Source organism: Pseudomonas sp., assembly GCF_036404235.1.
Taxonomy (GTDB): Bacteria; Pseudomonadota; Gammaproteobacteria; order Pseudomonadales; family Pseudomonadaceae; genus Aquipseudomonas.
On sequence record NZ_DASWOT010000205.1, the window covers coordinates 20,787 to 32,686 of the forward strand.

Sequence of the window (11,900 nt, forward strand, 5' to 3'; positions counted from 1 at the left end):
AAGACTGGATGAAGTTTGTACTGGGTGGGGTGATTGTCATCGGTCTGGGATTCTGGGCCTGGATGGAGCTTCGACCCTCCGGACTGGGCGAGGGTTTTGCCAGTGGCAATGGGCGCATCGAGGCCACTGAAATAGATGTGGCCACCAAGCTGGCGGGGCGCATTCTGACCATCGATGCGGATGAAGGCGACTTTGTTCAGCCCGGTCAGGTGATTGCCACCATGGATGTGCAAGTGCTGGAGGCCCAGTTGAAACAGGCTCAGGCCCAGGTACGGCAAGCCGACAATGCGGTGCTGACTGCCGCCGCCATCGTGCAGCAGCGTGAGAGTGAAAAACAGGCTGCCGAAGCCGCGGTTAACCAGCGGGTTGCTGAGTTGACCGCCGCGCAAAAACGCTACGGACGTACCGATCAACTGGTCAAGTACAACGCCGTGGCGCGTCAGCAACTGGACGACGATTTGGCCGCGCAGCAAAGCAACCAGGCCGCACTGGCTTCGGCCAGGGCTCAGGTCTGGTCGGCCGAAGCGGCGATTATTGCTGCCAAATCCCAGGTCATAGAAGCGCAGTCCAGCGTTGAAGCGCTCAAGGCCGCGGTTGATCGACTGCAGGCCGATATCGTTGACAGCCAACTCAAGACCGACCGCCAAGCGCGGGTTCAGTACCGGGTGGCACAACCTGGCGAGGTGTTGGCCGCTGGCGGCAAGGTGCTTAATCTGGTGGACCTCAATGATGTCTATCTGACCTTCTTCCTGCCCACCGCGCAGGCTGGGCGCGTAGCGCTTGGCTCTGACGTGCGGCTGATTCTGGATGCCGCGCCACAGTATGTGATCCCAGCGCAGGTCAGCTACGTCGCCAGTGTGGCGCAGTTCACGCCCAAGACCGTGGAGACCAGCAGTGAGCGGGAAAAGCTGATGTTCCGGGTCAAGGCGCGGATTGATCGCAAACTGCTGGAAAAACATCTGAATCAGGTCAAGACCGGCCTACCCGGTATGGCCTATCTCAAGCTGGATGCCAATGCGCAATGGCCGGCTGAACTTCAGATCAATGTGCCGCAATGACCGCGCCTCAGGCCAATGTCGCGCAGCTTGCCGGAATAAGCCTGCACTACGGTAAGCAATGCGCCCTGGATGACGTGACGCTACAGATACCGGCAGACTGCATGGTTGGGGTGATCGGCCCCGATGGGGTTGGCAAGTCCAGCCTGCTGGCACTGATTTCCGGTGCGCGCAAACTGCAACAGGGCTCGTTGCAGGTGCTGGGCGGCGACATGGCCAACGCCGGGCACCGACGTCAGGTATGCCCGCGCATTGCCTACATGCCTCAGGGCCTGGGCAAAAACCTGTACCCCACCCTGACGGTATTCGAAAACCTGGATTTTTTCGGCCGTCTGTTCGGTCAGGGGCAAGCCGAGCGCAAGAGACGTATCGATGATTTGGTAAACAGCACCGGTCTCGATGGCTTCACCGATCGCCCGGCGGGCAAACTTTCCGGGGGCATGAAGCAGAAGCTGGGCCTGTGCTGTGCGTTGATCCATGATCCTGACCTGCTGATCCTTGACGAGCCAACTACCGGCGTCGATCCACTGGCGCGCAATCAGTTCTGGGAGTTGATCGCGCGCATTCGCAGCAACCGTCCCGGCATGAGCGTGCTGGTGTCCACCGCCTACATGGACGAAGCCCAGCGCTTTGACTGGCTGATGGCCATGGACGACGGCCGGGTATTGGACACAGGCTCCCCCGCTGAGCTGCTGGAGCGTACCCACAGCGAAAATCTGGAGCAGGCTTTCATTGCCTTGCTTCCAGAAGAAAAGCGCCGTGGCCATCACACGTTGGTCATTCCGCCACGCAAAACCGAAGACGCAGAGGCGGCTGTGGCGATTGAAGCCCACGGCCTGACCTGTCGCTTCGGGGATTTCGTCGCGGTGGATCATGTGGATTTTCGCATCGAGAAGGGCGAGATTTTCGGCTTCCTCGGCTCCAACGGTTGTGGCAAATCGACCACCATGAAGATGCTCACCGGTTTACAGCCTGCCACCGAAGGCAAGGCTCTGCTGTTCGGACAGGAAGTCGACCCCAAGGACATCGAGACTCGACGCCGGGTGGGCTACATGTCCCAAGGCTTCTCGTTGTATGGCGAGTTGAGCGTTTTGCAGAACCTTGAGCTGCACGCGCGTCTGTTTCATCTCCCCAAGGAGCGACAGGGCCCGCGCATCAAGGAAATGCTTGAGCGCTTTGACCTGGTTTCTGTGGCCGACAGCTTGCCCAATGATCTGCCTCTGGGCGTCAGGCAACGTCTGTCGCTGGCGGTGGCGGTTATCCATAACCCGGAAATCCTGATCCTCGACGAGCCGACTTCCGGTGTCGACCCAGTGGCGCGGGATAATTTTTGGGAGTTGCTGATCCAGTTATCCCGGGAAGAAGGGGTGACGATTTTCATCTCCACGCACTTCATGAACGAAGCGATGCGTTGCGACCGAATCTCGATGATGCATGCCGGTCGCGTGCTGGACAGTGATACGCCGCAAGCCTTGATGGACAAGCGTGGTTTACCGACGCTGGAAGCAACCTTTATTGCCTACCTAGAAGACGTCGCGGCCCCGCAAACAGTAGCTGAGCCCCCTGCAACTGTCGCTCAGGCAGCAGATGTTGCCAAGACCGTTCGGCAATCGCGTTTCAGTTGGCCGCGCCTGCTCAGTTACAGCCGCCGCGAAACCATGGAGTTACGCCGTGATCCGTTCCGCGCCACGCTTGCGCTGCTGGGCACCGGGCTGCTGATGCTGATCATGGGCTATGGCATCAATCTTGATGTGGAGAACCTGCGTTTCGCGGTGCTTGATCGGGATCAGACCGGGTCCAGTCAGGAATACATTCTCAATCTCTCCGGCTCGCGCTACTTCACTGAGAAGCAGGACCTGCGCGATTACGACGACCTGAATCAGCGCATGCGCAGCGGTAATATCAGCCTGGCGGTAGAGATCCCGCCTGGTTTTGGTCGCGACCTGAAACGCGGCAGCCATCCCGAGGTGAGCTTCTGGGTCGACGGTGCCATGCCGACCCGGGCTGAAACCATCAAGGGTTATGTGGCCGGGATTCATACCAATTATTTGCAGCAGCGTTTGCTGGAAACAACCGGCACGGCGTCCGGCAGCCCGGTGGACATCGCTTTGCGCTACCGCTACAACCCTGATGTGCAGAGCCTTCCGGCGATGGTTCCGGCGGTGATCCCGCTGTTGCTGATGCTGATCCCGGCCATGCTCACCGCTTTGGGCGTGGTCCGGGAAAAAGAGCTTGGCTCAATCACCAACCTGTATGTCACGCCCGTGACGCGTCTGGAGTTTTTGCTGGGCAAGCAATTGCCCTATATCGCCCTGGGGATGATCAATTTTTTTCTGTTATTGCTATTGGCGGTGCTGGTCTTCGGTATTGCAGTCAAAGGAAGCCTGCCAACGCTGATCATTGGTGCCTTTCTTTACCTCATCTGTTCCACGGGCATGGGGCTGTTGATGTCTTCGATCCTGTCCAGCCAGATTGCAGCCATTTTTGGCACGGCGATCGTCACGCTGCTACCCGCGATCCAGTTTTCCGGGTTACTCAATCCGGTGTCATCCCTGGAAGGGATAGGCGCGCTGATCGGCGATATTTATCCGACCAGCCACTTCCTCACCATCAGCCGTGGGGTGTTTTCCAAGGGGTTAGGACTGGCTGATCTTTACGGCTATTTCACTCCATTATTGATCGCCATCCCGGTGCTGACGCTCCTCAGCGTCGCCGGCCTGAAAAAGCAGGAGAAGTGAGTGTCAAGTCTCTCCAACATCCTGCAATTGGGCATCAAGGAACTGCGCAGTCTGTACCACGATCCGGCGTTGCTGGCTCTAATCGTGTTCTCGTTCACCCTCGGTGTTTATTCCGCTGCCACCAGCGTGCCGGAGTCGCCGCACCGGGCCAGCATTGGGGTCATCGATGAAGACCGGTCGCAGGTGTCCAACCAAATCATCAACGCATTCCAGATGCCGTACTTCCTCAAACCGGTGGATATCGACTACACCCAGATCGACCATGGCATGGACTCGGGCATCTATACCTTCACACTGGATATCCCCGCACGCTTCCAGCAGGACCTGCTTGCCGGTCGCCAGCCGACGATACAGGTCAACGTCGATGCTACCCAGATCAGCCAGGCATTTTCGGGGGCTGGATATATCCAGCAGATCATAGGCACCGAGGTTGCCGAGTTTCTCCAGCATTACCGCGCGGTCACGGCCGATGAGGTCGTGTCGGTGGTACACATGGAATTCAACCCGAATTTGATTTCCAGCTGGTTTGGCGCGATTAACGAGGTGATCAACCAGATCACCATGCTGTCGATCATCCTCACCGGTGCGGCACTGATCCGCGAGCGTGAGCACGGGACCATCGAACATCTGTTGGTCATGCCCATCACGCCGTTTGAAATCATGGTGGCCAAAGTCTGGTCAATGGCACTGGTAGTGCTGGCAGCGGCGGGGCTGTCGATGTTTTTCATCATCGAAAAGTGGTTGCAGATTCCTATCAATGGCTCGCTCGCGCTATTCCTCGCGGGCGCGGCTTTGCATTTGTTTGCCACCACATCGATCGGAATTTTCTACGGCACTCTGGCCCGCTCAATGCCGCAATTGGGGCTGTTGATCATCCTGACGTTGATCCCTTTGCAGATTCTTTCAGGCGGTATGACCCCGCGAGAAAGCATGCCCGAAGTGGTGCAGAACATCATGCTGATAGCCCCCACAACGCATTTCGTCGAGCTCAGTCAGGCGATTTTGTTTCGCGGTGCTTCGTTGTCAATCATCTGGCCACAACTGCTGGCTTTGGTGACGATTGGCAGCGTGTTCTTTTTCGTCGCGCTTTCACGCTTGCGCAAGTCCTTAAATTGACAGTCGCCCAGCTAAGCCCTGATGAAGGCCGCTTGCTCGATACTGATATCGCTGCTATCGAAGCTGAGTTGAAACGGGCAGCGGCGATCATGAGTTTGATCCAGTCAGCGCGCACGAACGGGTTCTCATCAGCGCTGCTACGAAGATATTCATCGAGCCGCTAATGCAGCCAACAGCGGCTAAAACCCTTTCCCAAATCTCGGACTTAGCCTCATGAAATTGCGCCTGCTGCCAGCAAGCCTGCTTCTCTCATGCACTCTTACCCACGCAGCCGACCCCAAGCCTATTGCGAAGCCACTGGAAGAACAGGTCAGCCGTCTAGTCGCACTGATCAAGGATAGCTACGCCACCGGGCACCCCGAGCTAGCCGAGGTGCAGACCTTGAGGACCGGGAAGAATAGCCAGGTGACCTTGACGGTATTCAACATTGAGGCTTTCGGTATGGGTAATAACTACCGCCAGTACCTCGCAGCATTTTCCCCCGACACTAATGAAAAAAACGAAGTGCATTACAGCTTGCTAGATGTGATTCAAATCGGTGGGGACGGCTGGCGTGCGATTGAAGGGCTGGACGCAAAGCTCGTGCGCGATCCGACGGGCAAACAAATCCTGATCGATATCCCTGTGATGGTGAATATCCCAGGCGACTCCGTGAACGCCCCTAGTAGCGCCGAAGTAATTCATCTCTCCCTTGGAGAGGTGCGTTCGCCCCGCATCGTAGAAAAAAACTAATGCACACTGCCTTGAATTTAGGACTCAACAGCCGCCCAACTCGTCATCCGCTGCACCGTCGACTGGGCATGGCGAGAGTTTTCTCTAGGACACCGACGCTGACAGGCTGGTGACGGCGACTGCAATTAAGTCAGTCGAAGTCGACTAAAGCCTGGAGGATGTCGCCGATGATCCGGATCGCCCGTTTCACCGGCGATTGCGTCATTGGCCGTTCTTAACCCGGCTCCAGACCCGCGTGCGCAGCCGGTCGTTCTCTAGCGGCATGGCCTGCAGCACGAAGAGTTTCTTCATCACGCTCTCAGGCGGGTACACCATCGGGTCATTGAGGATGGCCTTGTCGATCAGGGTCTCGGCGGCGGCGTTGCCGTTGGCGTAGTGCACGTGATTGCTGATGCCGGCCATCACCTTGGGCTCCAGCAGGTAGTTGAGGAACTCGTAGCCGGCTGCCTCATCTGGTGCATCGGCGGGCATGGCGACCATGTCGAACCACATCGGCGAGCCTTCCTTGGGGATGGTGTAGGCGATCTGCTGGCCGTTGCCGGCTTCGCTGGCCCGCGCTGCAGCCTGCATCACATCACCCGAGAAGCCCACCACCAGACATATGTCGCCATTGGCCAGGTCGCTCGTGTATTTGGAGTTGTGGAAGTAGCTTACATAGGGGCGCACCTTGAGTAACAGGTCCTGAGCTTTGTCATAGTCGGCCTTGTTCTGACTGTGATGCGGCAAGCCCAGGTAGTTAAGGGCAATAGGCAAGATCTCCGGGCCGTTGTCGAGCATCGCCACGCCACACTGAGCGAGTTTCTTCATGTTTTCCGGTTTGAACACGATGTCCCACGAGTCTATTGGTACATCGCCCAGCACTGCCTTGACCTTGGCCACGTTGTAGCCAATGCCGGTGCTCCCCCACAGGTAGGGAAAACCGTAGCGGTTACCAGGATCGTTGGCCTCCAGGGCTTTCATGAGTGTCGGGTTGAGGTTCTGCCAGTTGGGAAGTTTGCTGCGGTCTAGCGGTTTGAGCGCGCCAGCCGTGATCTGCCGGGCCATGAAATGGTTGGAGGGAAACACCACGTCATACCCGGAATGTCCGGCCATTAGCTTGGCGTCGAGCACCTCGTTGCTGTCGTACAGGTCATACTGAGTCGGGTGCCCGGTACGGGTAGTAAAGTTTTGCAGGGTATCTGGAGCGATGTAGCTGCTCCAGTTATAGATCCTGACGGTGTCTGCCGCCTGAGCGGTAGACGCGATCAACAGTAACGGAACGATCGACTTCAACATGCGAGACCTCAACCTTTGTTCTAGGCGTTAGGGATGAAGGCAGTTCAGAAAATCAACACATAGCTTTTGCGAACGGTTTCTTGTACGTCCCAGATTCCCGTGGTGTTCGCAGGGAACATCAACGCGTCGCCGGCCTGGATATGAAGGGCTTCACCGCCATCCGGGGTGAAGGTGCAGCGGCCCTGAATGAAATGGCAGAACTCCTGTTGCACGATCTGGCGCCGCCAGCGGCCGGGGGTACATTCCCATACGCCAGCCTCGACGCCGTCGTCGCGCTCCACGCTGGCCGTGGCAACGTATGAAAGCGGCTCGCCCAGCGGCGCCCCGACAGCGCCTGGCTTACCGAGAGGCAACCGGGCGGTGTCGCGCCAATGATCGATCTTCATGCAAACGGCTCCTTAGATTTCATTAGACGTTCCATGCAACCGGCCAGGCCTTCAGCCATCTGGCGGCGCCAGCGCGGCGCATGGATGTTGGCCAAGACCTGATCTTCGTGAACGAAGCTTTGGATAATGGCGTTGTAACCCAGCCAGCGCAGAGGTTCGGGCTCCCAGCGTGGCAAGGAGGCCAGCGGACGGTCGCCCAACACCCAGGGCTGGCGGGTCAGTTCGTTGTCTTGGCCAAGAATTAGCGCCGCCACGGTGCGGCCACCCAGGTTGCTGGCACCTACGCCTTCGCCACCGTAGCCACCGGCCAGTGCGATCTGCTGGCGGCGGTCGGCGAGCATGTGCGGGTGAAAGCGCCGGGCGACCCCCAGGTTGCCGCCCCACGCATGGGTCAGGCGCACGTTGCGCAAGATCGGAAACAGTTCGCTAAACAGGTACTGCCGCAATTCGCGCTCGGCCTGACTGAGGTTGAAGTCACTGCGCAGGCGGCCGCCAAAGCGATAGCCGCCGCGGGCGCCAAACACCAGGCGGTCGTCGTGGCTGCGCTGACCGTAGGTAACTTGTCGGCTGTTTTCGCTGAAAGCCTGACCACGGGTCAGGCCGATTTCGGCCCAGACATCAGCCGGGAGCGGCTCAGTCGCGACGATCAGGCTCTGCGCAGCCAGTTGATATTTGTTCAGCGGGGGCAGTGCGCTGGCATAACCCTCGACGGCCGGCACCACCCAGTCGGCGCTGACCCTGCCGTGCTCGGTGCGAATTTGGCCTGGCTTCCAGTCGAGCACCACGCTTTGCTCGAAAATGCGCACCCCCATACGTTCGACGGCTTCGGCCAGACCCCGCACCAGCCGTGCAGGTTGGATGGTCGCGCAGTGAGGTGAATACAGAGCGCCGTACGCCTGGGCCACATTTAACTGTTCGCGCAAGGCCTGAGGACTCAGCCAGCGGTAATCTTCTTCGCCAAGGCCTTGCGCCCGGGCGGCATCGAGTTGTTCGCGCAGGCGCCGCTCTTGCTCGCGATAGCGCGCCGCGCAGTACAGCACTCCGCCTTTGCGCAGTTCGCAATCGATGCCTTCGACGTGGCACACCCTGGCCACTTCGTCGGGAATTCCATGCAGCAGTTGATAGCCCGCGTGGCGTTGCGCGGCAGGCAAGGGGCCCAGAAGCCGGTCTTCGCCCTGCAGGTTTCCCATCAGCCAGCCGCCATTGCGGCCGGAGGCGCCGAAGCCGGAAATCTGTGCTTCGACGATGACAATCTGTAGATGCGGTGCTTGCTGTTTAAGGTAATAGGCCGCCCACAGGCCGCTGTACCCGGCGCCGATGATCACCACATCCGCCTGCAGATCCTGATGCAACGCCGGCCGCGGCGTCAGCGCCTCGCCGAGTTGCTCCATCCACAAACTTACACCACGCCAGCCAGCCATCACGTACTCCGTCGGTTGATTGCCGACAGAGATTAATGCGCTGCGATGGGGGCTGTGTTATCTGCGGGCACGCGCGCAATGGGCTTTCAACCAAGCCTTGGGGGTACAGCCGGTGTGATTGCGGAAGGCCTTGTAGAACGCCGAGGTGGAATTGAACCCGGCACTCACCGCAAGGGCGTCGATGGGCGCGTTTTCACCGTGAATGGCAAGGCGCTCAAGCAGGTAGTTCAGGCGCGCCTGGGTCACGTAGCGATAGAAGCTTTGTCCCAGCACCTGATTGAGCAGGTAGGACAGCTGATTGCGACTGTACCCGGTGGCGCTGGCGATCCGGGCAAGGTCCAGATCCGGGTCCAGGAATGGCTGCTGGCGAGTGAAGTAATCGGCCAGGTCGCGCGCCATGAAACTCAACTGACGCGCTGACAGCCCCAGCTTTCTAATGGCGGGAGCCTGACGCCCGGCCTGCGGCTCGCCCTCGCGCACCAGAGAGGCGTATTCGTTTATGCGCAGGATCAGGCCGTCACATACGGTGATTGCTTCGCTGGTGCGAAAAACCACCCGCCCGTCACTGCCCTTCAGAGCGGTCTGATACTGGATGAATGCCGTACAACCGTCGACGCGGATGCGGTCGTTGTGCTCCAGATACTCATCGGGTTGGCGCGGCAACGTGCCGCTGATGTATGCGCGCAGCTCGGTCAGGCCCATGCTGCGGTTCTGGAAAAAATCGTTGTACTGCACCTGCGGGTGATAGATCGCCAGAATCGCCTCCAGGTCGCGGCGCTTCCACGCCATGTGGTAGCCAAGCACCACTTCGAGGGTGAGCTGTGTCTGTTCAGCGGTATCTGACGGGACGATGAGCATGGGTTGACGGGCCTGACAACTGGGCAGCGCCAGTCTAGTCCTTGAGTGGTTTGCCGAACAAACACAACTTCCATGCGTCGGCACGGCCATTTCCAAAACTGCTCCTTGTTTCGCTGGCTGTTCAACGAGGTGCTGCGTCGCTCAGTTTTCGACCTGCAACTCGTGATACTGGCGATTGAAGTAGATCAGGCTCTGCCCTTCTAGGCGGGTGGATACTGATACCACCTTACAAATCAGAATATCGTGGGTGCCCACTTCGGTGATCTGACTCAGGCGGCAATCGAACGACACGATCGCATCGTCCAGAACTGGAGACCCAGCTTGCCCTTGCGACCAGTTGCCAACTGCGAAACGGTCATCCATCGATGTCTTGCCGCCGAACAGATTGGAAATGTCCTGATGACCGGCGCCGAGGACATTCACGCACAGTACAGCATTGCCCTTGAACGCCTCATAGACTGAGGCGCTGCGATTCAGGCAGACCAGCAGGCTTGGCGGCTCGTCTGTCACACTGCAAACCGCTGAGGCCGTGAACCCCGCCCTTCCTGCCGGGCCGTTCGTGGTGATGATGTTCACTGCAGTGCCCAGTCGGGACATGGCGTTGCGGAAATCGGTTTTAGTGAGAACGACTTCATCGGCGTTGTCGACGACGTTCCAGGTTGCTACGGGGGTGCTGTGCATGATCGGTTACCGAGTTCAGGAAATGTTCAAAGCTGGCTGCAGGCCTGATTGAAAGTAAGACGGGCGATGGTCCCAGCCCGTGTTCAATTTGCCCGTCACAGACGAGCGATGCGGCCTTCGATGGGGTGGTGCGGATCGACCGGCCCCAGTGTCGAACTCTTGCCGGGGGAAACCAGGGCATCGCAGAAGCTCTCGTCTTCGGGTGTCCACGGGCAAGCCAGCGCAGCGATGGCGTCTTCCCATTGCTCGAAGGTTCTGGGGCCAACCAGCGTGCTGGTGACGTTGGCATTGCGCATGACCCAGGTCTGCGCCAGATGCGCCGATTTGCGTCCGGTCTGTTCGGCATAGGCCACCAGCCTCGCCGCAACTGCCAGAGACTCTGGACGCCATTCGGCTTCGAGCATGCGCGGGTCGGCGCGGGCGATGCGGCTGTCAGCCTCGGGGGTGGCGCCTTCGCAGTATTTGCCAGTGAGAATGCCTCTTGCCAGCGGGCTGTAGCAGACAGTGCCGACGCCGTAATGAGCGGCAGCGGGCAGAATCTCGACTTCTGCTTCACGATTGACCAGGTTGTACAGCGGCTGTGAGGCGACCGGGCCGCCAATGCCGGCCTCACGGGCCAGGCGCACGGTTTGCGCCAGGCGCCAGGCCTTGAAGTTGGAGACCGCGAAATAGCCGATCTTGCCTTCGCGGATAAGGTCGGCGAACGCGAGCACCATCTCATCAAGCGGCGCGTCAAAGTCGGCTTTGTGCATGTACAGAATGTCGATGAAGTCGGTACCCAGGCGCTTGAGCGAGCCGTGGGCCGCTTCGCGAATCCATTTGCGCGACATGCCGCTTTGGTTCGGCCCCTGGCCCATCGGGTTGCCGACCTTGCTCGCCAGCACCCAGCGATCACGCTCGCTGGCGATAGCGCGACCGACGGTGCGTTCCGATTCGCCTTTGTTGTACATGTCGGCGGTGTCGATGAAGTTGACCCCGTTATCACGTGCGCTGGCGATGATCCGATGTGAGGTTGCTTCGTCCGTGACGCCGCCGAACATCATGGTGCCCAGACACAGTTCGGAAACCTTGAGGCCACTGTGGCCCAGATAGCGGTATTGCATGTAAAGCACCCTCGCTCACAAACACAGGTTCAGTTCGTTGCAGGGGGCCGCGCGGTTTCGCCCGACCCTCATGCATCGATCAGGATGGGATGACCGCAGTGCTGGCGATCTCGACCAGGAATTGGGGCTTGACCATTTCCAGCTTCACGCAGAAACGCGCTGGCAGCAGGTTAGGGAAGTAAGTGACGTAGATCTCGTTGAACGCGTGGTAGTCCTCCAGATTGCGCAAGAAGATCTGGTTCATGGTGACGTGGTCCATGCTGCTGCCAGCGGACTCCAGTACTACTTTGATGCTGTCGAGCACGCGGCGGGTCTGCACTTCGATATCGCCCTCGCCGACAAGGCTACCGTCGACCGGGTCGGTGGACAGCATGCCCGCGACAAACACCTGGTTACCGGCTTTGATGCCCCAGTTGAGGTGGTTGAGGCCGGTGGCGGTCTTGCCGATAATCCAGCCTTCGGGGTTGATTGCCTGATTCATGTGTGACTCCTGATTGTGGTGATGAAAGTGGGCTATTTCGGCCCGGTCGATGAT

The 11,900-nt window shown here is 59.0% G+C and carries 11 protein-coding genes; 4 read left to right on the forward strand and 7 right to left on the reverse strand.

The features are described from left to right. Positions 1–8: 8 nt before the first annotated feature. The 4 genes from VGC62_RS25595 to VGC62_RS25610 all read left to right on the forward strand — a co-directional run bounded on the left by VGC62_RS25595 (position 9) and on the right by VGC62_RS25610 (position 5,641). Positions 9–1,058: an HlyD family secretion protein gene (locus VGC62_RS25595; protein ID WP_414705849.1), complete on the forward strand. Its 1,050-nt coding sequence runs from the start codon at positions 9–11 to the stop codon at positions 1,056–1,058. After that, complete coding sequence (rbbA, locus tag VGC62_RS25600) at positions 1,055–3,793, forward strand: ribosome-associated ATPase/putative transporter RbbA (RefSeq protein ID WP_331189872.1); 2,739 nt, start codon at positions 1,055–1,057, stop codon at positions 3,791–3,793. The genes VGC62_RS25595 and rbbA overlap by 4 nt, the downstream gene beginning before the upstream one ends. Beyond that, on the forward strand, positions 3,794–4,909 hold the full coding sequence (locus VGC62_RS25605) for an ABC transporter permease (protein WP_331189873.1): 1,116 nt from the start codon (positions 3,794–3,796) through the stop codon (positions 4,907–4,909). Between the two features lie 213 nt (positions 4,910–5,122). After that, positions 5,123–5,641, forward strand: a complete 519-nt coding sequence (locus tag VGC62_RS25610; protein ID WP_331189874.1) for a hypothetical protein — start codon at positions 5,123–5,125, stop codon at positions 5,639–5,641. Between the two features lie 201 nt (positions 5,642–5,842). Here VGC62_RS25610 and VGC62_RS25615 read toward each other — a convergent pair whose 3' ends face one another. From VGC62_RS25615 to VGC62_RS25645, 7 genes are all read right to left on the reverse strand, one after another. After that, positions 5,843–6,916 carry a polyamine ABC transporter substrate-binding protein gene (locus VGC62_RS25615; RefSeq protein WP_414705848.1) on the reverse strand — a complete coding sequence of 358 codons (1,074 nt, stop codon included), beginning with the start codon at positions 6,914–6,916 and terminating at the stop codon, positions 5,843–5,845. A gap of 44 nt (positions 6,917–6,960) precedes the next feature. Further along, positions 6,961–7,302 (reverse strand): cupin domain-containing protein, encoded by a 342-nt coding sequence (locus VGC62_RS25620; RefSeq protein WP_331189876.1) that lies wholly within the window; start codon positions 7,300–7,302, stop codon positions 6,961–6,963. Further along, on the reverse strand, positions 7,299–8,723 hold the full coding sequence (locus VGC62_RS25625; RefSeq protein ID WP_331189877.1) for an FAD-dependent oxidoreductase: 1,425 nt from the start codon (positions 8,721–8,723) through the stop codon (positions 7,299–7,301). Before VGC62_RS25625 ends, VGC62_RS25620 begins: the two co-directional genes overlap by 4 nt. 57 nt (positions 8,724–8,780) lie before the next feature. Continuing rightward, a complete protein-coding gene (locus VGC62_RS25630; protein ID WP_331189878.1) occupies positions 8,781–9,581 on the reverse strand; it encodes a helix-turn-helix domain-containing protein in 801 nt (266 codons plus the stop codon). A 141-nt stretch (positions 9,582–9,722) separates the two neighbouring features. Next, the gene (gene rutF, locus VGC62_RS25635) at positions 9,723–10,262 is read right to left on the reverse strand and encodes an NADH-dependent FMN reductase RutF (protein ID WP_331189879.1); all 540 of its coding nucleotides are present in this window, start codon (positions 10,260–10,262) and stop codon (positions 9,723–9,725) included. 95 nt (positions 10,263–10,357) lie between these two features. Further along, entirely contained in the window at positions 10,358–11,365 is a 1,008-nt protein-coding gene (locus VGC62_RS25640; RefSeq protein WP_331189880.1) for an aldo/keto reductase, read from the reverse strand. Positions 11,366–11,444: 79 nt separating this feature from the next. Further along, positions 11,445–11,846: a Rid family hydrolase gene (locus tag VGC62_RS25645; RefSeq protein ID WP_331189881.1), complete on the reverse strand. Its 402-nt coding sequence runs from the start codon at positions 11,844–11,846 to the stop codon at positions 11,445–11,447. Positions 11,847–11,900 lie beyond the last annotated feature (54 nt).